Genomic DNA, 22,922 nt, shown 5'->3' with positions numbered 1-22,922 from the left:
ACTCATTTTGAATCTGACGAGATCGGATGAAATTCAATCCGTTAGGATTGTTTCACCCTAAGTATCTCAATTTATTTCTCACTCGTTGTTCAGTTTTCAAAGATCAAACTTTTCATTTTGTCGCTCGCTTTCGTTCTCAGCAGCAACTCTTATATCTTATCACCTTATCAGCAGTTTGGCAAGCACTTTTTTCGAAAAGTTTTTTAAGTTTATTTAACTTATTAAAATTTCAATAGAAAGCAGCTCATCATTCACTGCCAGCCTTACTGGCCACGACCAGTTGTTTTAAGCGGCTGGAATAAGAATATATCACGATCTCAAGCTGCTTGGCAACCCACATAATTTTCCAATTACTATTTTTTTATTTAGCAGATGTCTGAACGTTCTTCAAGGTTCTAGCTGCCGCACTTCAGTCTTTTAATACTAATCCACCTATATTTAAAGCAATTGTGTCTGCCTCCCGTTATCCGCCGTGCCTGCAAGCCGTTATCCTCATACATTAGGAACAAACAGGAGGTGCTGAAATGATTGATCAGATGTACTATCATTGTCTGAGATACAAGAATAGAAAAGTCAGAATACTGACCAGAGACGGAAATGAATATCGAGGTACACTTGTAGATGTGGATCGGAATAATGTTTATTTGCGTCCTGAAGGCGGCAGCGTCACAACGTCTGCATTCTTTGGATACCCGGGATTTGGGGCTGGACTATTGACTCTAAGCTTGTTTAGTTTATTGGCTATTTCTTTAATTTAACTACAAAGGCATCGGAGAAGAACAAAGCCCTGGGGATTAATCCCCGGGGCTTATGCTATTTTTGCGGAACGGACTGCTGATTCGTATTCAAGACCTGATCAATCAGGGCATTCACTTTGTTTCCCCAAATTTGATACCCGTCACCATTAATATGAATACCATCAATGGAGTAATTGGAAAGCAAATATCCGTTAGGGGCAAGCACTTTATTTAAATCGATGTAAGGGATGCTGTGGGCATTCGCATAACTTTTCAGATACCCGTTCAGCTTTTGAACTCTCTGATTAACCGTCATATAGTTCTTAACTTCTTTCCCTACATATAAAGTCAGGGTGATTGCCGGCGTAATCTGTTCTTCCTGCAAGCGGTTGAGGATATTGGCATAGTTATTAAACGCCTCCTCTGCGGTAACTTTCTCGCTGGTTAAATCGTTGATGCCTGCCATGATAAATACCATATAGGGACTTAAATCCGTGACATAATCCAACCGGCTCAGCATTCCGGAGGTGAAATCGCCGCCTATTCCCCGGTTAGCCACATTCCGGCCCAGCAGCTCATTCCACTGTACATTAAAGGTAAGTGAATCACCAAGCATCACGACGTCGGCATGCTGCACCTTATAATGAGACTGATTAGCTACCTGCAGGAGGTAGGTTTTGTTCTTCATATAAATCGGGGTTTCGGAGGTTGCTCCAATGACCGGAATGGATACCAGAGCAGCCAACACGAGAAAAAACACAATTTTACGACCCAGCTTTTGCATTAGTCCTCTTCCTCTTCATTTAAAATGATGATTCTATTCTTTATTTTCGGCTTCAGCTTGAAAATTATGTAGGTGCGGCTAGAAGATCCAAGCAAGCGGTACCCAAGCAACCATAAAATTCCCAAAAAGGAAAACGTCCCTCCCATATAAATATGAGAAAGACGTTTCCGCATTCTTAGCTTAAGGAGCCGTTGTCACTGTAAAAGCTTCCCATGCCCCTCCCACGCTGTCCCGGCTTGCTACAAGCACCGGCGTGGCGGCATTCAAATCGCAGGTTACATACTTGTTGTTGGCTACCGCCTGGAAGGAAACAGTACCGTCCGCGTTGGTTGTTTTGCGGAATTTCTCCCAGCCTGCAATACCTTGGGCTCTGGCAACCAGTTTTCCACCCTGATTCAAATCGGCAGTTACATATTTGTTATTCGCCAAAGACAAGAAAGATACGGTACCGTCCGCATTGGTAATCATAATGAATTTCTCCCATGCATCCACAGAATCACGATTAGCGACCAGCGGGTCATTACCGTAGTTCTCAGCGGTTACGTATTTACCGTTGGCCACCGCTTTGATGCTCGAAGGAGTGCTAAGCTGAGCGTAAGCTTTTACGATATTCTGCAGGGTTGTATTCTTCTGATGGAAACTTGTTGCAAATTTACTTAATTTGCTCTTGATGGTATCCACGCTGTCGCTGTTCATATTCGGGAACGGGTTGGAATTGTTGTTGTAAAGCCCCCAATTGCCCCCGCCTGTAATTTTGTAGGTCCAGTTCGTCCAGGAGACGTTCAGCGCATCCAAACCGGACAAATATTTCTCCCACAGGTCGTTGAATTCAAATAAAGTGAACTCACCCGCAAAAACAGGCACGTTCCAGCTCTGCTGGTGGGAGGCGATATCCGCGAACCATTGATTGATACTGTTGCTCTGGCTGTTGTAGTCTTTATCGTTCCAATCATAGTTGTGCAGCTCATACACAGTGTTGGTCCAGCCGTAAGTGGAAGGAGAAACAATATTATTCCAGTAGCCGAAAGCTTCGACGACGATAATATGATCCGGATCGATCGCCCGAACGGATTTGTATAATCTGTCGTACATTTGGCTGATAGAAAGACTGGAATTGTTGCTTACCGGTTCATTAAGCAAATCGTAACCTGCGATCACCGGGTTGCCTTTGTAATGGTTAGCAAGACGCTGCCAGATTTGGACCGTCCAGTCCTGATAAGTCGTGTTGCTCCACAATTCATTAGCGCCATCCCGTCCTCCGCTTTGCCAGCCGTTCATATTCCCTGGCACTCCGTGGAGATCCAGCATCACATAGATCCCGCGAGCGCCCGCTTCGGAGACAAGCCAGTCCAGCTTGCGAAACGAAACACTGTCTGCTTTCATAGACCCGTCCCGGTTCATCAGGTTCTCCCAATAGATCGGAACGCGAACCATATTTAATCCAAGGTTCTTGATATTGTCCAGATCGCTGGCCTGAATCCAGGTATCCTGGTAGCTGGCAAAGATGCTGTCGGTAGCGGCCGCTCCAAACCGGTTAAGCAGCGTGGAACGAACTGTCCATTCATCCGTCCCGCCAAGCGGCGACATCCAATTCTCCCCGAGCAGCCATCCGCCCAGATTCGTTCCGTGAAGGTTGACTACATTTCCGTTTCCGTAATTATTTTTAATGAGAGTACCGCTTGTCTTCAAAAAGTCACTAGCTCCGATCGCAGCCGCTTCGGCCTTAGGTTGGGTGCCAAACTGCATCAAACCAAAAATCAGGGTGAAGGCGAAAATGAACGAAAAGGCTTTTTTGACTTGCAAGATCAGTTCCTCCTTTAAATGTATTGTCCCATGCGGAGACCAACCGCGAATCCGTCAGCCTCACCTCCTTTCATTGAAGGAATTCGAAATCGATTTCATTTACTCCATTGGTAAGAACAGTACCCGATTACCTGCATTCCCTATGTAAAACGCTTACATTTTTCTTTTTCGCTAAGATTATAGTTAGAATATGGCAATTATGTCAATCTGATTTTAGCGCTCTTCGCGATCCCATTTTCCGATTCAAAAAGGTTTTGTTTCTCATGTCCTAAAACAAAAAAAGCACGCGTTTTGGGCGCGCACTTCATGGCTTGCTGTGATTCTGAAAGGTTTAGATGGTTAAGTTTCACGTTTGGCGTCTCTTCATCCTTAACCCAACCAAGGCTTCCACATTCCGGGCGGTTATGGACGCTACCCCCATATCGGCATACAGCTCCATAAGCTTTGTATCATTTACTGTCCAGGCATAGACCGGCAATTCTAAGGCTTGAGCACGTTCCAGCAGCGCCGGAGTTATGAATTCATGATAAATGTTAATCCCGAAGCAGGAGGTTTCCAAGGCGTCTTGGCAAGTTTGGCTGACTGCCTGTTCATAAGGAATGGACGTAAACAGCTTAACGTCCGCATTCAAGAGCTTTCTCAGTTTAGGTTGGCGCTGCTCGGCCTCCCGGGCACGGTCCACCTCGCATCCGGACAGAAAAACTTGTTCCAGCATACCCAGTTTATCAACAACTGCAGCAGCCGCATTTATGGCCTCATCCGTTTTCAAGTCCAGATTGGCTATTTTGCCGGACGGTTTGATGATCTCCAGCATCTCCTCCAAGGTACGGAAGCTGATGATTCCCTTCTTCCCCGCATGATCTACCTCTACCTCCAGCTTACGAAGCTCAGCGAAATCCATTTGGGAGATACGGATCTGCTCGCCGCCGACTGCAGGCCAAAGATCGTCATGAGCCAAAACAGCCACGCCGTCTCTGGTTACCCGTACATCCTCTTCAATCACATCCGCTCCAAGCTCAATGCCTCTGCGAACGGATTCCAACGTATTGTCCAACGTTTCCATACAACCGGTATGGGCCGTAACTAAAGGAAAGGACTTTCTTTGGGCCGCACTAACAGTCATCCAGAATCTCTCCCTTTCTCTATTCAAAGTAAACGGCATTCGTAAACGCGATCAAGGTTCTGACGCCGTGGATGATGCCCCATAGCTCGGCACGCAGCCATTTTAGTTCTTCAGCCGGAACTTCAGCCGTAATTTGTGGCAGATCCCGAAGCAGTGAGCCTTCGAACAACACACCTTGGTTACTGTCCAGCTTAAGTGTAAAAGTTTGCTCCGGCAGCTCCCAATGTCCGCTTCTCACCGAAAAATCGGCTGTGGCCAGAACTTGGACAAAGGAAGACTGGACAGCGGAGAGTTGAACAGCAGAAACATGCTCCTGATCAAAAGTTTGTCCGCTTTCCGGAAGGCCGGGTATGACGTCGCCTATTCCGTACGTTGTTCCTTCCCGGCTGATTTCAAGATCAAGCCGCGGTCCCAGCGTTACGGTGGCTCTTCCCGACGACAAGGCTTGGATTGCCCGGTCCCTCAGGGGAGCATCGTTGTCTTCCAGGCGCAGGTAGGTGACGGACAACGGCTCATCCGTAGGCTCCTGATGGTGCCAGTCACGGCCCGAAGTGGCGGCCAAACGATAGCCTTCGTTTAACCTGTCCGTCCAGAAACGGTAGGCTCTGGCATTGTTATTTTTCACAGGGGCAAATGTTGTGGACCAGACTTCGATATAATCGATATCGTTCCAGTCACTGACCTCGAACTCCCAGTAGCAGCCCGTACACATCGGACTCCCGGGACGAAAAGGATGCGCCATGCCGGCAATGCCGCCCTGTTCATGAACCTTGGCAAGTCCTGCGTGAATATCTCCGGGGCCTACCGGCCGCCAATCTACATACCTGTCTAACCCGATTGTTACCATATGCCCGAAAAATGTCGTCCACTCCATTCCCGGAATAATGGAAATCCCGTTCTCCCGCTCGACTTCCTCTTTGCCTGCAAGTCCTGTCATGGTGTTGTGATCCGTCAGGGCAATACAGTCAAAGCCAAGCGCTTTGGCACCGGCAGCCAGCTCCGACAAAGATTGTTTTCCGTCGCTGTGAAACGTATGCGTATGCAGCTCGCAAGCCAGCCAGCTCATCAGGCATCCCCCTCTTCCTGCCAAATTTGCAGCGAATAGGCGCAGCCGTCCGTTACGATGGCATGCACGCTTAACGTCACTTCCCACAAACCTTTGAATAATTCCCCGTGTTCCAGCCCCGGAGATGCCTCATCCCGGCTTATAACCAAATGCTGCTCCGGGTCATGCCGATGGGCGGCTCCGCGGTGCCCGTCCGGCGCGTCCACGGAAACGGTAATCAGATTTTTGAGCGGTAAATGGGATTCCCAGCGGGCTTTCGCCTGCTCCTGGAATTCCTCTTCAACATACAGTCCTACGCTTTCTTCAATTAAAGTTTTGGCTTTCTCCCGATCCTCCAGATTTTTAGGGCCGTAGGCAAAGTCGACACAGAGCTTCCCGCCTGGGCGGGGAAGAAAAAAGCGGTAAGCGATATGCGATCTGCTGCAGCAGGGAGTCACTTGGCCTTGTACGTCTATCAGATAGGTCTTCATGACTGGCGCATCCCTTCTTCCTTGATCATGGAACGGATATAGAAATAACCGATAAACGAACACAGCAGGAAGGTAAAGAAAGCCATAGCCGCAGCAAGCTGACGGTCCTGGAAAACGCCGAAGACCTGCTCCATCGAAACCCCGAGCATTTGCGGCGCGTTAGGTCCAACCAGATAAGGTGCCGTAAAGGATCCGATAATCCCCATAAAGACAAAGGTTACGGCAACCAGCAGTGTTTTGTAGGTCAGCGGCAGAATCAGTTTGAAAAAGATCCGGAGTCTGCCGGCCCCCACATCCTTGGCGCTTTCGATCACGGCATCGGGAACCCCTGACATGGCCGAGCCAAGCAGCATTGTGGTAAATGGAATGTTGAACCATAGATTCGCGATAATGATGCCTTTCATATCAAAAATAATCCGTGGAAAACTTTCGTTCCCCATATGGTACAAAATCCGGGAAGCCCAGCCGTGATTGCCCAGCAGCTGGATCATGCCATAAGTGGCGATAACAGCCGGGATGAAGATGGGGATCATGTACATCCGGCGAATCCAGCGTACGGCAAAACCGTCATTAAACCTCATGTATACGGCAAGGATATAACTGATTAACAGGACAAGCACCGATGAAATTAAGGTGACTTCAAGCGTGAAAATAATATTGGAACGCATCAGCTTGTCGGTGAACAGGTACCGGTAGTTCGAGAAATCATACCCGCCTTGCTCATTCGTAAGGCTTTCTTTTAAGGAACCGATGATAGGCAAAACGACGATGAACACCAATATTAGAAAGGAAGGGAGTACCAGGGCTAACCCCAGCATCCCCCTTTTTGCCTGTTTACTCATTGGGCAGCAACTTCACTTTGCCATCTTTTATTGATTTCCGTGCCTAGATCGCCCAGGTTGAATGTACGGAAGCCGTCGGATGCGCCTTTAAAGGAATCCTGAATGTCCTGCGGCATGTTGGACAGCTTGATACCTGGGAAGCCGTGCATTTTGCTGACCACTACGGCTTGAGCCTCAGGGGATAAAACAAAGTCCAGGAACTTGTAGACGGCATCCTTCTTGTCAGACTCTTTAGGAACCATCAGGTAAGTTGGACCTCCGTTAAAGCCAGGCGTTACCTGCTGCATTTTGATGGATGCAGGAAGCTGTCCTTTGTCGAGCTGATCCAGCACCATATCGGACCAGGCCGGGATCATGTCCACTTCGCCGCTGGCCAGCAGGTCAAGTGTGCCCTGGTTTTTCTTCGGATAAATGCCCTTGCCGTATACGTATTTGCCCAGATCCTTCAAAAGATCAAAACCTTGCGTCCACTGGCTTTCAATGCTTGGGTCGGAATTGTGAATCGCATCCTCAGGCAGGAATTTATAAATGGATGTCGTCACGAAAGAGCTGCCCGCTCCGCCCGTGGAAGGATCGTTGTAAGCAAACTTTTCGGGATTGTTCTTAATCCAGTCATACAGCTCGTCCAGCGTCTTCGGCGGGTTAGGGACTTTGTCACTGTTATAAGCCAGCAGGACCGCGGAAGAACGGTACGGAATCGCCAAATTGGAAACGTCCTGGAGCGTTTGCTGGTCTACGTTGTTCAGGTTAGCGATCTGATCGGCTGCAAGCGTATCCCAAAGGTCGTCTTTCTGTCCTTTAGTCACGTCATCAACGCCGCTTTCATACAGGTCTACACCGCCGGAGCCTTTACCGGCCTGCTTGGCGGCCAGAATTTTATCGTAGGTAGGCTGTGCCGCCGTGCCTGAAGCGACGTAAACGGGTTTCACTTTAATGTCCGGATTTTTCTCCTCAAACATCGGAATAAGCGCCTTCCACAAATCATCCACGTTCTGCGAGCCTGTATAGTAGAAAGTAAATTCAGAGGATTGAGCTGCCGATGGAGTCCCTGCATTTGCGTTTGCACTGCCGGGCGGAGCCGATTCAGCCGTCTTATTGTCACCGCAGCCTGCAAGCAGAGAACCTGCCAGAACTAGACTTGTCAGTAAAGAAAAAGCCGTTTTCTTTTTAACCATGAAATAATACCTCCTCATAATTAGGAAAGATGATTGGGATAGGATAAATAGCTAATGGCCAGAGCGTCCAAGTTTGTTTCTGGATTAATGGGTTGTCCCTGGATTTCAGACTTTAAACCTCCGGATATGCCAGAATTTTGGCATACTGTACGGAAACCTCCTGACCAGGATGCAGTTCCTTGACTTCATCTCGCGCCAGAAATGCCCGAATTGTACCTTGTTCACGGACATCAACGGAAACCTCGGCATAATGTCCAAGTACCATGATCTGTTTGATAATGCCGTGAAGCCCAGGTTCCTGTCCCGCTGAAGTCTGCACTACAACATCTTCAGGCCGAATGGCCACGGTCACAGAACCCGAAAGCAAATGTGAATTCGGAAAGCTTAATGGACCTGTCGTAATCGCGCCTCTGGCGACCACCCCCTTAACAAAGTTCATTTTCCCTATAAACTGAGCGACATAGAGAGACTTGGGAACATCGTAAATTTCCTGCGGCGTTGCGATCTGTTCGATATGACCATGGTTCATGACCACAATCCGGTCGGAGATGGACAAAGCCTCTTCTTGATCATGGGTTACAAAAACCATGGTCAGTCCGAGCTCGGCCTGAATCTCCCGCAGCTCCTCGCGCATCTCGTGGCGGAGTTTGGCATCCAGCGCGGAGAAAGGCTCGTCCAGCAACAGCACGGACGGCTTGAGCAGCAACGAACGCGCCACCGCTATCCGCTGCTGCTGGCCGCCGGACAGCTGGGCGGGATATTTTTTCCCGGATCCCGGCAGACGAACCAGCTCAAGCACCTCGTCAATCGACTTATCGCGTTCGGACTTCTTGACCTTGCGGATCTTGAGGCCGAAGGCCAGGTTGTCATAAACCGTCATATGCGGCCACAGGTTATAACCTTGGAAAACCATGGACGTAGGGCGTTTCTCGGGTGGAGCGCTCAGGACACTTTTGCCTTCGATCAAAATGTCGCCGGAGTCCGGATCCAGAAAACCGCCGATGCTGCGCAGCACCGTTGTTTTCCCGCAGCCGGAAGGACCAAGAAGCGTAATCATCTCGCCTTTAGCCACATCCAGTGAAATATCGGATACCCCGTCGCCTGTCTTATAACGTTTAGTCAGTCTCTGGATCGATAATTGAACCTGCATAAGGACCTCCTTGAATAAGTAAAAGTGACGTAATGATTAGCGTTCTCAGACAGATTACTTGATCTGAAATCCGCTCGATAGAACATCTGCGCTTACGAATTTCTGGGCGGCGAACAGCAGAATGATGGTCGGAGCGGTCAGGATAATCGAAAATACGGCCCCTGCATAAGCCGGGTAATCGGTAATAATGCCGTACATGACAACGGGCATCGTTCTAAAGTTCGGTACACCTACCAGATACGTTCCTTGTGCTTCGTCTAAAGAGTTCAAAAAGGTGAAGATTGAAGCCACGATAATTCCCGGCATGGCCATTGGCAGTGTAATGCTGCGAAAAACACGGAACGGGCTGGCTCCGACGTCCCTCGCCGACTCCTCCTGCGCCGTGTGTACATTACGGAAGGCGGAGGTTGGTATCCAGGTCATAAACATCAGGACGTTAATGATATGAATCAGCACCACGCCCGCCAGCGTGTTCATCAGCCCTACCTTGTAGAACAGCACGGCGATCGAGACGTAAAGCCCCATCTTCGGGAAGGCGTGCGTCAGCAGGAATGAAAACAGGAAAAACTTGCTGAGCGGGAAACGGATTCTAGCAAATGCGTAAGCCGCCGGGATACACAAAATGATGGACAAGGCGGTTACGATGGCGGCAATGCCGAAGGAAAGGCCTATCGATTTGGCGATTCCGTCCTGCGAAAGCACAAAACTCCACCATTTCAGGGACCATTCCCTCGGAAGCATGTCCGGATAATTCCATTTGCCCGTAAAGGCCAGGATTGCCAGATTTAATAACGGCCCCATAAAGAAAATGACGAAGACGACCAGCAGCAGAAACTCGATAATTTTCTTAGGCCCTACCGCTTTCAAATACCACCTCATGCAACAAACTCTCCTTTCGTTATATAAGCTGCTTGCTAAGTGGAAGACCGGATAACCAGCTTCGGCGCTAGTTCAATTGCCGTGTCCTCGACCGCTTCCTGACGGATCAGCTTGTCTAGCATCACGCAGGCGAGCCGCCCCATTTTTTCAGTGTCGACTTTAATCGTGGTCAAGGAAGGCGTTAATATGGAAGCCGTTTCGATATCGTCGAAACCCATGACGGCAACCTGCCCGGGAACTTTCACGGAATGTTCCATCAGAAACTTCATGGCGCCAAGCGCAATCATATCGTTGGTGCCGAAGACGGCCGTGTATTGCCCGCCCTGAAAATGCTCCCAGTTCTCCTCCATTTTGCGGTAGCCTTCTTCAAAGGTAGACGCTTCAGGATAAGCGATCGAGGAATCGGAGCACTCCAATCGTTGCTCGTTTAGGTAACTCCTGAAGCCTTCCAGCCGTAAATGGTGGCTCCGGTGAGACTGCGGACCGGCAAGCATGAAGATCCGTCTGTGGCCCAAGCCGGTCAAATGCCGGGCCGCCTCCCGCCCGCCGTCCTGATCCCGGTTGACGATATGGATCACGCCGGAGACGTCCGTAGAACCGTTGACCATAACATAAGGGACGCCGAATTTGCCGATATGGTCGATGACGTTTTGTTCCAGCCGGCTGATCAGGATCAGCCCGTCCACTCTTTTCTCCAGCATAAAATCCGCGGAACGAAACGACATTTCCTGATCGGTCGTGACAAACACGGAATAATTCATCTGCGCCGAGGCGGCCAGGATGGCATCCAGTATTTTTCCGTAAAAAGGATGGGACACTACGGGATAATGACTCCGGTAAATAAGAATTCCGATATTGTGTGTCCTTTGTGAAACCATGGCCCGTGCTACCGCATTTGGTTTGTACTGAAGCTCCTGGATCACCTTGAGAACCTTGTTCCGGGCTTCCTGGCTGGTATAGCCGCGCCCGGATATAACTCTTGAAACCGTAGATTTAGATACGCCCGACAATTGGGCGATTTCTTTAATGTTGCTCACACCCTTAACCTCACTTTCATGTGAGACCGTTCCCATATGAGATCGTTCCCACATGAAACAGAATACCTTTCGAATGTAAGTTTCGTATTAATCCGGGTAATCAAAAATGTAAATAATCATGAGGCGAAATTCGACAATTTACGCAGATCTCATCTTCTAACCGGGAAAAGGCCAAAGAAAACGCTATTATATTAACCTGGTGTTAACATCGTTTGCGGCAGGTAAATACGCAGTACAAGTCCTCTCTCTTTTCGGATACCTCAGATTCCGGTTATGAACTCCTTCCATTTCGTCCATACTACTTCTACAAAGTTTCTTGTTTGCCGACAAAGGAGGTAGTTTGGACATGAGCGTGCAGGACATCCCGGAACCATACAGCGGTGTGCCTATCACTTTTGATCAAAGCTGGCACGAGAATCTGCAGAGCCGTCTCGACAGAGGGGGCCCGTGGGATGATGTTCGTCTTCTGCGGCTTTCGCTGCAGGCAGAACAAGCCGGTCTTGTCACCCATTTCGAGGAATTGCAGTGTCTTAAACATCTTTCGGCTGTTCAGCCTATGCCGCATCAGGTCGATACGGCGCATAAGGTTCTGTTTGAAATGCGCGGCCGGGCCATTTTGGCCGACGAAGTCGGCTTGGGCAAAACGATTGAAGCAGGCCTTATCCTGAAAGAATATTTAATCCGCGGTCTTGTCCGTAAAGTATTGATTCTTGTTCCTGCTTCGCTAGTGCTGCAGTGGGTCAGGGAGCTGAATCAGAAATTCGGCATTCCTGCCATTGCTCAGAAGAAGGAGCATTCCTGGCAGTCCGACATCGTTGTTGCTTCCATGGATACGGCCAAACGGGATCCGCATAAAGATATTTTGCACGGCGGAGTCTATGATCTTGTGATTGTAGACGAGGCCCATAAGCTGAAGAACAAGAAAACGACTAATTATCAGTTCATGCTGGGACTGCGTAAAAAATATTGTCTGCTGCTTACGGCAACGCCCGTTCAAAACAATCTGGACGAGCTGTTCAATCTCATCACCTTGCTGAAGCCAGGGCAGCTGGGCAAACAGAACGAATTTGCGGCCAATTTTGTCGTTGATAAAAGGAAGCCCAAAAACGAAGATGCGCTTCGCGGCGAGTTATCCAAGGTCATGATCCGCAACCGGCGCAGCGACGGCCAGCTCGACTTCACCAAACGGATCGTTCGCAACATCCCGCTGGAGCTTTCCGAGGAAGAGAAAGCGCTGTATGACGGCGTTACCACGTTTGTCAAAGAACAGTACACGGCGGCCGGCGGTGATTTGAACAGCCTGTTCTCCCTGATCACTTTACAGCGGGAAGTATGCAGCAGCCGGGATGCGGTATTCGTGACGCTGGTCAACTTGTCGAAAAAGCTGGCTCCCGACTCCCCGCTGCGCGATAAGATTTGGGAGCTTGTTCACACGATTAAAGCGATTAAAGCCAACACCAAAGCGGAGAAAACATTCGAGCTGATCCAAAGCATCGATCCCGGCGAGAAGGTCATTATTTTCACCGAATACCGTGCGACCCAGGAATCACTGCTAAAGTATTTCCGTGACCGAGGCATGAGTGCCGTTCCCTACAGCGGGAATATGAACCGGGGCAAAAAAGACTGGATGATGGATCTGTTCCGCGGCCGGGCCCAGGTAATGATTGCCACCGAAGCCGGCGGCGAAGGCATCAACCTGCAATTCTGCCATCATATGATCAATTTCGATCTGCCGTGGAACCCGATGCGGGTTGAGCAGCGGATTGGACGGGTTCATCGTCTGGGGCAGAAAAATGACGTTAAAATCTATAATTTATCGACCGTCGGTACGATTGAGGAGCATATTCTTAACCTGCTGCACGAGAAGATTAATATGTTTGAAATGGTCATCGGCGGCCTGGACGTTATCCTGGAACGCTTGGAGAAGCAAGGCTCGCTGGAGAAAAGCATTTACAAGATTCTGCTTGAGGCCGATAACGAGGAGCAGATTAAACAAGGTGTGGAATCGCTGGCCTCCTCAATGATCGCGATCAAGGAGGAACTGGAATCGAGTCAAGAGGAAGGTAACAGCGCACCGCCGGTGCAAGAATTGCTGGGAGGTTCGTAACGATGACTATGACGGCAAAGGAAATTCGTAATTATGTCCGCGCCTATCTGGAAGCGACGGAATGCGAGCTTCGCGAGGAATCCGAGCACCACGTAACCGTCAAGCTTTCCCCGCAAGCGGATCGCGAGCTTACGAACCGCCCTTATTATTGGGCATATGTGGATCGCTGCAATGTCGAACCCGAAACGATGTCCTATACATTTGTGTTTGATCCGGAGCGGTATGACTCCGCCTTCCCTGCCGCTGCACCGGAGGTGGACTCCGTAATGAGCCGCCATTTCGGCGCCGTCCGGCCGCTGCCCATCCTGGGACCGGGCCGGATTCAGCGGGAAGATCTGTCCTTTGGAAGCCCACGGCTTCAGCAGCTGTTCGAAGCGGCCAGACGCGGAGGCAGTTTTGTCTATGTATTTGAAGATCCGGGACAGCTGCAGCGGAGAACCCTGCTTCCTGCTGCTTATGAACCGTGGCTGGGCGTATGCTTTAAAGCGGAATTCGCCTGTGACATGAAACGGGAGGAGCTGCATTATTACGGCATATCGCTGACCAGTGGAACAGTCGATCCCCGGTTTGGCGACCGAGTATCCAAAATCCCTTTACTGAACCGGCTGCCGGAGAATATCAGCATTGTCCCCACTTCCCTCACCCTTAAGGAAGGCAAGAGCCTGCTTGAGGAGCAGATAGAAGCCTATCTGCGTCAGCTGGACGACAGCTGGGCGCTTGAAGCCCGGGCAAGACTGGAGGAAGAGCTTGCTATTCTTGACGGCTACTACAGCCATTTGCTTGAGGACGAAAATGAAGAAACGCGCTTGGGAGCCAAGCAGCAATATGAAGCCAGAGGCGAGGAGATCAGGTGGCAGTTTGAGCCCCGTATCCAAGTTTCCGCCATAAACTGCGGCATCTTTCATCTCCGTTCCAGCCTGATGCCAAGAACCTGACTTCTGTCGCTAAAAGACAGCAAAAATAGAAGTCCCTTGCAGCGCGGCTCACGACAGGGACTTACACCCTTTTTTGCACAGTTTAACTACAATGGAGAAAATTCGATGTAAGGACAAGTCTCACCATTTCTAAAAAGTGCAGGTGATGATGTCATGAAAGGCTTCGCCTTATCCAAAAATATAACCCTGCTCCTGCTCGGTGCACTGCTGCTCACTCCAGCAGTCGTAGGAAATGCAGCTGCTCCTACCGGTTCTACTGTTTCTACTGCTACTGTTCCTGCCGCTTATACGGCTTTCTCTTCCTTGCTCAAAGAGGCTGAAGCTCCGCAAGAAACCGCGCCTGCCGAGGTCCAGCTGTTTGCCCGCAAACTGATTCAAACGCTTGGTGAGCAGGAAGGCTTCACGGAATGGAAAGAAAGCACCGCAGCGATTGATCCGCTCGGTCCCGGTACCCATGGCTGGCTGGTCAGCTTGATATCCCCGAGCCGGACTCCGGTAGGTTATCTAATCATAGGTGCTAAACCTGAGGGCGGGCTGGCGCTGATTGAATACGGCAGCGGTCCAGAACCATTGTACAACCCTAAACGACTTTCGCTGGGCAGCAATGACAGTCTGGTACCGCTCTATGGCGGCCCTACGCTCACTCAATGGAAAGTTATTAATCAATCAGATCAATCGGGTCAAACAGGTCAGTCCGGCAAGTCGCCGTCCATGTATTATGAAGCTGCCGGCGGCGAAGCGCTGCCGGATAGCGATGCAGACTGGCTAAGCCGTGAGAAAGCTTCGCCTCTTTCAGACTTAAGCGGAACTGTTGTTATGTACAGCGGCGCTCAGGGGAAACCGGAGGCAGCAGATTTGCCGAAACCTGAATCTTCCGTTCAACATTCCCTTTTCTTCCATCCAGACGATAATATATTGTGGATGACTGGAAAGTCTCTTAAGCTTAATCCGGTTCAATTCAAAAATGCAGCCGCTTTGGCGGACAAACCAGTCAAGCCGGACAGATGGGTCTTGTTCTCCTCAGGAGCTTCCCGCACTTATGCGCAATCCCTCCCGATTTCCGGCTACCAGCTGTGGAATCAAACGGCTGCCGGTCAAGCCGGCTCAAAGCCGATCGTATACTTAATCAGTCAGACGGAAAATTTGACCCGCTATATCTCGTTTAGCGCGCTCGCAGAAGCCGGAGAATTTAAAGCCTGGACAGGCCGTTAGTTCCTGCCATTCAGACAGCATACCGCATTAAAAAACAGAGCTGCTTTCCGGGCCTAGCTCCTATCCGGAAAACACTCTGTTTCTGTTTGTCTTCTCTCAGCGTATATTTCGCCGTTTGCGTTTAAAGGTGTTTTGTCCCCACATCGATAAAGAAGCCGGGAGCATTCCAAACCATTTTGTACTCCATGGTTCCTTGACCTGCTTCCGTACCTTACGGACTTCCTTCGGTGTTTCTACATAATCTACTACCCGCTCCGTTATAAACCTGACCAGTTCGTCACCTTTGGCCATCTTGTCTTCCTCCTTGCATCTTCTGATTTCATTTCTTATTCCGCCCCTGACGTTATCTTTATTGTGTACAAATAGAGACTTTTTAAACGGGCGGATGCATAAGGAAGCTGAGGTTTGCTTACGATAAAGGCAAATAAATCCTTGTAAAGGGTGAACGGTATGATTAAAGGTCAGCAAAACAAATGGTTTCTTACTCTCTTCATGGTTTCAATTTCTACTGTTCTTCTGCTGCCTCTTCCGGTTCGGGCAGATGACAAGCCGGCGGATAATCCGGCGCACCATGCTTTTCCAAAACCGGTGATCCTGATTGATGCAGGGCATGGCGGCATAGACGGCGGAACATCTCATGGGGACATTTTAGAGAAAAACATCAACCTGGAAATCGGCCAGCGGCTGTATATGCTACTGCGGAGTGAAGGGTACAGGGCGATTCTGAACCGAAACGGAGATTACGCGCTCAGTGATGAGAACCGCTGGCACGGCAGCCGGTCCCGTCATATGAGAGATTTGACCCAAAGAGAACGAATGAGTGAGGATGTTAAAACTTCTATCGTGGTCAGCCTGCATGTGAATTGGTCCAAAAATAAAACAAGAAAAGGCCCTATCGTTCTTCATCAGGATGAAGGACGAAGCGCCCTGCTGGCCGCCTGTCTCCAGGAGCCCTTAAATGATCTTTACCACAGTTCCTGGAAATCGGAGGTCGGTGAACCTTTTTATCTGCTTAATCATACGGAGGTTCCAGCTGTAATTGTCGAGACAGGCTTTATCAGCAACGAGGAGGACCGGAATTTTCTGAACTCGTCCCAAGGGCAGACGAAGGTCGCCCAAGCGATTGTCGCGGGGATTGCCCGTTATTTTCTTGAGTCTTAACGGCGCGTTAAGGTAATATTCCACGTAAAATGGGATCGCCGTTACGTTCTCGGACAAATTCACTCAGCGTTACAAATTCTACGTCCTTCGGCATCTGATGGATTGAGCTGCGGATGACGCCAGCTGTCTTGGTCCCCGGAACACCGACGTGTCCAATGATGATGCAGCTGTCATGATCTTTCATCCAGTTCATCACCTTGTGCATTTGCTGGATGATATGCTGCTGATTATATTGATCGTCGAGGAAAAATTCATTGCCGATGTCCGGCATGCCTTTCTCCTTGCACAGCTTGCCTACAACAGTCTTATAATTCGTACGGCTGTCCAGGAAAAACAAACCGCGTTCCCGGCAAACATCCAGCACGATGGACATGATCCGGGGGTCAGCGGTTATTTTGGAGCCCATATGGTTGTTGATGCCAACTGCGTACGGAACGTTATCAATCGCCTGCTCCACCCGGGTCCGGACTTCGCTATCGCTTAAGGAACTCATGATGGCACCTGGGCCAAGCCACTCCGGTTTGCCGTGATTGGGTTCCATGGGCAGATGAACCAGCACATCAAACCCGCGTTCGTGGGCCATCTTGGCATCCCGCTCTGTTGTCGGCATAAAAGGCATGACCGCAACGGTCAGTTTAATCGGCATCTTCATGATTTCCTGCGTTCCATCCATATCATTGCCTAAGTCATCGATGACGATGGCTAATTTCTTGACAGCTGAGGCTGGTTTGGGCGCTGGCTGTTCGATGTCAGAATCGAAAGGCCTTCCTGCTGGCGTCCCCTGTGTAAGTGAAGAAGCCCCGGCCAAACCGGGCTGTAAGAACAAAACCGCTCCAAGCATAACCTGGGTCAGCCAAAACACGGTTTTGTTGAACGGATTTCTGATTCCTGTGCTCATCTCGTCTTCCCTCCACTCGTAGTTGTCGGTAAATACATTGTTTGATGTTGGAGGAAGGATTAGTACAGGAAAATGAAGCCTTGACGCACAGGTACAACCATTATTAATCGATCAGCTTGTGCTGATACCATTTGTTGCCGGCAAAACGCCGCATGAATATGAAACCCCGGATGCCCCACTCCAGTTCCATGGCCAGCCAAACCCCAAGAATACCGAGCGGCGAAACCACACCAAGTATATAGCCGAGCACGACCCGGAACAGCCACATGGAAAGCATGGAAACGATAGAGGTATATTTGGAATCCCCCGCCGCACGCAGGGCGGATGGCGCTATAAAACTGATCGACCATAATGGGATCTGGATCAAGGAATTAATCAGCATAATGATAAAGATGTCATGTACGATTTCCTGTGGCGGATGAAACATCGAGACAAGCGGATGAAACAGCGACATGACGATCGCTCCAGTCAGAACAAACGACAAGGACGACAGCCATACGAAGGATTTCGTGAACTTTCTGGCGTCATCGATGTTTTTGCTGCCGATACATTGCCCCACAACCGTAATGACGGTCAGAGACAATGCGTTGGCCGGGATCTGCACCACATTCGCCAAGGTCCCGCAAATCGCATTGGTTGCAATGGCATTAGTACCGAGACCAACAATGAAGATTTGGGTCAAAATTTTCCCGCCGTTGAAGAACATCTGCTCCGCTGCAAACGGCAATCCTATAAACATGATCTTCTTGAACATGGCCCAATTGATCCGAATCATATCCATAATCCGCAGCTGCAGATTCGTATCGACTCTGACCAGATAAAGAATCGCGCAGGCCGCAGCCAGATAGCGTGATACGTTCATGGCAACCGATAGTCCTGTTACCCCCATATGCATAAAATTAATAAATACAATATTCAAAACCACATAAGACAAATTCATGATCAGCGACAAAAAAAGGGATGCACGGCTTCTGCCGATCCCCCGAAGCGCTCCGCAGACCGCCTCCACAATCCCGATGCCGAGATAGGAGACGCTGCTGCCGATCAAATATATCCGTGCATTATCAAAGACATCCGGCGCCGCTGAACCGAAGAGCAGGTTCAAAGCCGGCATATGAAATACACTTAGCAGCACGCCAATCCCCAGCGACAGAACCGCCACAGAAGAAATGGTCCCGGCCGTAGATTTGGAGACCATGTTCGGATTGTCGCTTCCCTTATACTGGGCCACTACAACCGTACCGCCGGTAGCTACCGCAACAAAGACGCTGATCAGAAAGATATTCAGGGAATCCACCATGTTGACCGCACTTACGGCAGCAACCCCTGATGAACTGATCATGGCCGTATTAATTAAATTCAGCCCCACTATAAAGGCCTGATCCACCAGAAGCGGAATAAAGAGGGCAATCATCTGCGGATAGCTGATGGATTTGCCTGAGAAATATTTCGTTAACAATGAAGCAGGTTTGAGCTTAACGAGAGCCTGGGACATGGAATCACATCTTTTACTATTTGATTTGCCGGATCCATTCCGGCCTAGAATTCCCGACCTTACCTTAACATTCAGGTTTCATTATGCTCCTATAGCTGCGGCTGGTCAATACAAAACGGCACACGCCCTGCAGTTGTTACTTTAGACAGGGGTGTGCCGTTAATCGTTCTATTTACTTATTTGGTTTAGTTCCGAACCACTTGGAGGGAGCCATCGCTGTTCCATTCAACATGCGCCTGGAGTCCTTCTGCCAGCACACGAAGCGGTGCGTAAGCCCGGCCGTAAGCATCGATAAATACCGGCTGCGGCAGGTCCACATTGTTCCCGTTAACAATCGCGGTTTTGGCCCCCGGCTTAAAGATCAGCTGACCTCCGTCAAGATCTTCCGTAATGACGATATTTCCGTCTTTGACCTGAACCGCTGCATCCAGATTTTCTGCCAGATAACGAAGCGGAATCATCGTAGTATTTTGTTTGACGATGGTGTCATCAAATTCCGGATCGATCGGGATCAGCTTGTTCGTAAGTCCCAACTCATTTCTGAACACGTTGTAGACTTCCGATTGGGGATCCAGATTCCGGAGGATCGTTCCCGGAGTCATCGGGACAACCGAAAGATCAACGCCGTTATCCGTGTTCAGCAAATCCGCTTGAATCGCTTCATTTACGTTCCACTGCTCACTGGATACTTTATAACTGAAGCTCTTGAAAGGAACACCTTCCGATTGCGGCAGGTTCACCTTCAGCTCCAGGTTCTGCTTGCGGAGCTTGTAGCTGCTGTCTAAATAAATATCCGTAGTCAATTTCGTATCTTTGCTTAAGACTGCTGCAGCATCCGGCTGTTCTTGGAGCATTTGATTTACCGTTTCGTCATAGCTCAGTACTACAAGATCAAGCGCTTTTTGAAGTTTAGTGTAAGTTTCAGCTATGACAGCATCACGGTCATCCAGTGGAACATTGCCCAGCCCGCTATTCAGATCCTGAAGATTCGTTAAGCCTTCTTCTTTCAGGACCGGCAGCAGGTTGTCGTAAAGCCCGCCGATCAGCGTTTTGAGCCCTTCCTGGTCATTGGAAAGCGCTTCAAGGAAAGTCTTAAGCAGTCCTGTCAGCTCGTCGCCGGAAACCTCGGCATGAAGTTTGGTCAAGCTGAGCGGCTCCCCATGAATGGTTTCATTCACCTTGGTCACGCCGATCACGGATGGATTAGGCAGATGTTTGATGACGATGGATTGGATCTGTTTCACTAATTCCTGAGATTTCTCAGGGTTCAATCCTCCCAATCCCGTGTTCGTCATTTCGTTTGTCAAAGGAAGATAGAAGGGTTCTTTCGCTCCCTCTACCTGTACAGCCAGGGCATCTTCGTTCACAGAAAGCTTAAACGGAATGTTGAACTTGCTGGTGTCCAGTTCCCCTGTTGCTGACATGGTAGAAGTGTTCTGTACTTTGACATTGTCTAATTTAAGGGTCAAAGAATTAATAAGTTCAATAATCTCTTGATCTTCTTGCGTTGCTGTGCTGTTTGGCTCAAAATGCAGTGAAAGGTTCAAATTAGATTCGGCTGACTTGACCTCCGCATTGCCAAGGAGCATCTTGTCTACGTCGAACCCGCCTACAGGCTGACAGCCTGCCAGCACCAGCAGCAAAGCTACTGCCGGAAGAACCCACTTTAAACCGGATTTCCATTTCCTCATTTCCTACAAACCCCTCCTTTATTTTATTGAAATTCTATTATCCCATCTCTCTAACTATTTGTAAAATCTCCCTTACCTTCCAATTCTACTTATCTGATAAAGCGTGGTTTAACAGCAGGGCATAGGCGGCCGCTCCTTCTGGCTTTAAATGGACACCGTCCTGTTCAAAATAAGAGGTTTGACCGTCGCTCGCCTGATACCAATCTATGATTTGTATCCGGGTATCGGTTGACGAAATTTTATCGAGCGCCTGATTCACAGTTGCTTCCCACGGCCTCGGCACACGTGTATTCACCAGCAAAATTCGGTTTGCATCCTTTAATAGAGCAAGAACCTTCTGCATCTGTTTGTTTGAAAAAGCTCCGTTTGTGCCGAGCTCCAGAATCACCGTCTCCCTTAACTGCCCTTCTTCGGCTAATCGCTGTAAAACAGCCGGCACATCCACCATCTGACGGCCGATTTTGCCGTCTATAACAGCATCCGGATACATGGTCTGCAGATCGTCCTGAATATCCAGCATAACGGAATCCCCAATGGCCGTGATGTCACTGCCTGTGCCGTGAGGTTTATCTTTAGAGGGTTTCTCTTTGGAAGGGTTAGCCGAATCATCCGGCTCCTTCGCCGGTTGTGAAGCTTGCTCCTGACCGGAAGTGTCTTCTTGCGGATGGTGTTCTTCTGATGAGTGTTCTTCCGGTGAGTTCTCTTCAGATTGGGAACCTTCAGATTGTTCTCCGCCAACGTTTGAAGGCAAAGCTTCCTCTGGGCCTGCTCCTTTGCCGCCCGTAGTCTGTTGGCCGGTCGGGCCGATTTGGCCGGTGTGGCCAGTTTCGGAAGGAGCTTTTCCCTGGTGGCCGTCTGAATGTTCCGGCTTATTCTGAAACACCGGCATAACCGTTGTGACAGCGCCAGCCTTCCCGGATGCTTCCGTCGATCCCAAGAAGAACGAGGGCACATATAAATGAATGAAGCTGAACAAAATCATGAACAGGACGAAGGACATTGAAGCTGCCGGCAGCCTTTTCCATCTTCTCCAAGCAGAATTTGTGGTGGACAAGCTCGCAAGCCAGCCTTGAAATCCGTAATGCCGAATCGGATCCTCTACCCATCGGTAAGACGCGGCGGCCAGCAGGAAAGTAGCCAGCAGCTGCAAAAGCATTCTAAGCCAGTGACTGCTTCCGGTGTCCAGCTGCGGAGTGGTCAGCATAATGACCGGGTAATGCCAGAGGTATAAGCCGTAAGCCCGTTTGCCTACCCAAACCAGAGGTCTGGCGGAAAACCAGCCGCCAATCCGGCTTCCCGGATGGGCTAAAACGGCGATCAAAATGGCACTCACAAACGCAATTCCGAACAAACCGCCTTGATAAAGAAAATCATCATATTGATCCGAGCTATATGTCCAATAACCAAGCAGCACCAAGCTTATCATACCGGCTGAATCCAGGAGGAGACTGGCCTGCCGGGAAACCTGCAGCTTTAACTTCCCGCTTGGCCAGACTAGCGCCAAGGCTGCGCCGATCAGCAGAGCAAACCCTCGTGTATCCGTACCGTAATAGACACGGCTCGGATCGGTCCCCGGCTCATACAGCAGCGCCATCAACACGGCCGACCCGGCAGCGAGTCCCAGTACCCATCCCGCAAGCCAGATCCGGCTTCGAATCCATTTAAGTCCGGCAGCAAGCAGAACAGGCCAAACGATATAGAACTGTTCTTCCACCGCAAGCGACCATAAATGCCCTAATGGGGAAGGTGGACCGAAGGATTCAAAATAGGAGACTTTGTGAAAGATAAACCACCAGTTGCTTATGTAAAGGAGAGCAGCAGGCACATCGCCGCGGAGCTCTGATAACGGAGACGAATCCCCAAGCCAGGCCCCTGCAACAACAGCCGACACTACGATCAGCATAGCAGGCAGAAGCCTTCTTGCACGCCGTATCCAGAACTCTTTGAGCGATAACCGGAGGGTGCCCCTGCCTTCCCCCGCTGCCTTGCCGTTTGCCAGAATATCCGTGATTAAATAACCGGACAAAGTAAAAAATACCGCTACCCCAAGAAATCCTCCGGGAAGCCATTCCTGCCGGAGATGATAAATCAAGACGGCCAATATGGCCAGTGCCCTTAATCCATCAAGTCCTGTCATATACCGCCGCTTTGGCAGCGGGAAACGATCGGAGCTCCCATCCTGCGCTTTAAAATCTTCTGTCCTCTTCAATGCCCTCGATCCTTTCTCCTTTTTTATCTGTGAGTTCATTATATAAAAGCTTTCCTAGGCATCGATCTCAATAAAGTTAAAAAGGAATGACAAGATTTTTATAAGAAGGACAAAGAAGGCAAATCCGTGCTTGACCGGCAGCGTCCAT

At 49.6% G+C, this 22,922-nt stretch carries 20 protein-coding genes; 5 read left to right on the top strand and 15 right to left on the bottom strand.

Annotated features, from left to right (window positions below; translation table 11 throughout):
- Positions 1 to 524 precede the first annotated feature (524 nt).
- Positions 525 to 758 carry an LSm family protein gene (locus CBE73_RS21790; protein WP_094096039.1) on the top strand — a complete coding sequence of 78 codons (234 nt, stop codon included), beginning with the start codon at positions 525 to 527 and terminating at the stop codon, positions 756 to 758.
- A 55-nt stretch (positions 759 to 813) separates the two neighbouring features.
- Here CBE73_RS21790 and CBE73_RS21785 read toward each other — a convergent pair whose 3' ends face one another.
- From CBE73_RS21785 to CBE73_RS21740, 10 genes are all read right to left on the bottom strand, one after another.
- Positions 814 to 1,521 (bottom strand): GDSL-type esterase/lipase family protein, encoded by a 708-nt coding sequence (locus CBE73_RS21785; protein ID WP_094096038.1) that lies wholly within the window; start codon positions 1,519 to 1,521, stop codon positions 814 to 816.
- Positions 1,522 to 1,701: 180 nt separating this feature from the next.
- Positions 1,702 to 3,324, bottom strand: coding sequence for a cellulase family glycosylhydrolase (locus tag CBE73_RS21780; RefSeq protein WP_229752737.1), 1,623 nt, complete (start codon positions 3,322 to 3,324; stop codon positions 1,702 to 1,704).
- A 346-nt stretch (positions 3,325 to 3,670) separates the two neighbouring features.
- Entirely contained in the window at positions 3,671 to 4,387 is a 717-nt protein-coding gene (locus CBE73_RS21775; RefSeq protein WP_174704791.1) for a glycerophosphodiester phosphodiesterase, read from the bottom strand.
- 79 nt (positions 4,388 to 4,466) lie between these two features.
- Entirely contained in the window at positions 4,467 to 5,513 is a 1,047-nt protein-coding gene (locus CBE73_RS21770; protein WP_094096036.1) for a CehA/McbA family metallohydrolase, read from the bottom strand.
- On the bottom strand, positions 5,513 to 5,983 hold the full coding sequence (locus CBE73_RS21765) for a hypothetical protein (RefSeq protein WP_094096035.1): 471 nt from the start codon (positions 5,981 to 5,983) through the stop codon (positions 5,513 to 5,515). The genes CBE73_RS21770 and CBE73_RS21765 overlap by 1 nt, the downstream gene beginning before the upstream one ends.
- Positions 5,980 to 6,825, bottom strand: coding sequence for an ABC transporter permease (locus CBE73_RS21760; protein WP_094096034.1), 846 nt, complete (start codon positions 6,823 to 6,825; stop codon positions 5,980 to 5,982). Before CBE73_RS21760 ends, CBE73_RS21765 begins: the two co-directional genes overlap by 4 nt.
- Entirely contained in the window at positions 6,822 to 8,000 is a 1,179-nt protein-coding gene (locus tag CBE73_RS21755) for an extracellular solute-binding protein (RefSeq protein WP_094096033.1), read from the bottom strand. The genes CBE73_RS21760 and CBE73_RS21755 overlap by 4 nt, the downstream gene beginning before the upstream one ends.
- Positions 8,001 to 8,112: 112 nt before the next feature.
- Complete coding sequence (locus tag CBE73_RS21750) at positions 8,113 to 9,150, bottom strand: ABC transporter ATP-binding protein (protein ID WP_094096032.1); 1,038 nt, start codon at positions 9,148 to 9,150, stop codon at positions 8,113 to 8,115.
- A gap of 54 nt (positions 9,151 to 9,204) precedes the next feature.
- Positions 9,205 to 10,029 carry an ABC transporter permease gene (locus CBE73_RS21745; protein ID WP_094096031.1) on the bottom strand — a complete coding sequence of 275 codons (825 nt, stop codon included), beginning with the start codon at positions 10,027 to 10,029 and terminating at the stop codon, positions 9,205 to 9,207.
- Between the two features lie 35 nt (positions 10,030 to 10,064).
- Positions 10,065 to 11,066: a LacI family DNA-binding transcriptional regulator gene (locus tag CBE73_RS21740; protein WP_094096468.1), complete on the bottom strand. Its 1,002-nt coding sequence runs from the start codon at positions 11,064 to 11,066 to the stop codon at positions 10,065 to 10,067.
- 346 nt (positions 11,067 to 11,412) lie between these two features.
- Between CBE73_RS21740 and CBE73_RS21735 the strand changes: the two genes are divergently transcribed.
- The 3 genes from CBE73_RS21735 to CBE73_RS21725 all read left to right on the top strand — a co-directional run bounded on the left by CBE73_RS21735 (position 11,413) and on the right by CBE73_RS21725 (position 15,320).
- Positions 11,413 to 13,173, top strand: coding sequence for a DEAD/DEAH box helicase (locus CBE73_RS21735; protein WP_094096030.1), 1,761 nt, complete (start codon positions 11,413 to 11,415; stop codon positions 13,171 to 13,173).
- 2 nt (positions 13,174 to 13,175) lie between these two features.
- Positions 13,176 to 14,108: a YqhG family protein gene (locus tag CBE73_RS21730; protein WP_094096029.1), complete on the top strand. Its 933-nt coding sequence runs from the start codon at positions 13,176 to 13,178 to the stop codon at positions 14,106 to 14,108.
- A gap of 153 nt (positions 14,109 to 14,261) precedes the next feature.
- Positions 14,262 to 15,320 (top strand): hypothetical protein, encoded by a 1,059-nt coding sequence (locus tag CBE73_RS21725; RefSeq protein ID WP_094096028.1) that lies wholly within the window; start codon positions 14,262 to 14,264, stop codon positions 15,318 to 15,320.
- Positions 15,321 to 15,416: 96 nt separating this feature from the next.
- Here CBE73_RS21725 and CBE73_RS21720 read toward each other — a convergent pair whose 3' ends face one another.
- On the bottom strand, positions 15,417 to 15,611 hold the full coding sequence (locus CBE73_RS21720) for a YqzE family protein (RefSeq protein ID WP_094096027.1): 195 nt from the start codon (positions 15,609 to 15,611) through the stop codon (positions 15,417 to 15,419).
- A gap of 201 nt (positions 15,612 to 15,812) precedes the next feature.
- Here CBE73_RS21720 and CBE73_RS21715 point away from each other — a divergent pair, with 201 nt between their 5' ends.
- Positions 15,813 to 16,481: an N-acetylmuramoyl-L-alanine amidase family protein gene (locus CBE73_RS21715; protein WP_244905509.1), complete on the top strand. Its 669-nt coding sequence runs from the start codon at positions 15,813 to 15,815 to the stop codon at positions 16,479 to 16,481.
- Between the two features lie 7 nt (positions 16,482 to 16,488).
- Here the strand turns inward: CBE73_RS21715 and CBE73_RS21710 are convergent, their stop codons facing one another.
- The 4 genes from CBE73_RS21710 to CBE73_RS21695 form a co-directional block, all read right to left on the bottom strand.
- The gene (locus tag CBE73_RS21710; protein ID WP_229752739.1) at positions 16,489 to 17,379 is read right to left on the bottom strand and encodes a divergent polysaccharide deacetylase family protein; all 891 of its coding nucleotides are present in this window, start codon (positions 17,377 to 17,379) and stop codon (positions 16,489 to 16,491) included.
- Between the two features lie 103 nt (positions 17,380 to 17,482).
- Positions 17,483 to 18,874 (bottom strand): MATE family efflux transporter, encoded by a 1,392-nt coding sequence (locus CBE73_RS21705; protein WP_094096025.1) that lies wholly within the window; start codon positions 18,872 to 18,874, stop codon positions 17,483 to 17,485.
- A gap of 185 nt (positions 18,875 to 19,059) precedes the next feature.
- A complete protein-coding gene (locus CBE73_RS21700) occupies positions 19,060 to 20,565 on the bottom strand; it encodes a copper amine oxidase N-terminal domain-containing protein (RefSeq protein WP_094096024.1) in 1,506 nt (501 codons plus the stop codon).
- Between the two features lie 85 nt (positions 20,566 to 20,650).
- On the bottom strand, positions 20,651 to 22,774 hold the full coding sequence (locus CBE73_RS21695; RefSeq protein ID WP_229752741.1) for an acyltransferase family protein: 2,124 nt from the start codon (positions 22,772 to 22,774) through the stop codon (positions 20,651 to 20,653).
- Between the last annotated feature and the right edge of the window lie 148 nt (positions 22,775 to 22,922).

This window comes from Paenibacillus physcomitrellae (assembly GCF_002240225.1).
In the GTDB taxonomy this organism is placed as follows: domain Bacteria; phylum Bacillota; class Bacilli; order Paenibacillales; family Paenibacillaceae; genus Fontibacillus; species Fontibacillus physcomitrellae.
Note: the sequence above shows the minus strand (reverse complement) of the source record. Positions and strands in the feature narration are given on the sequence as shown.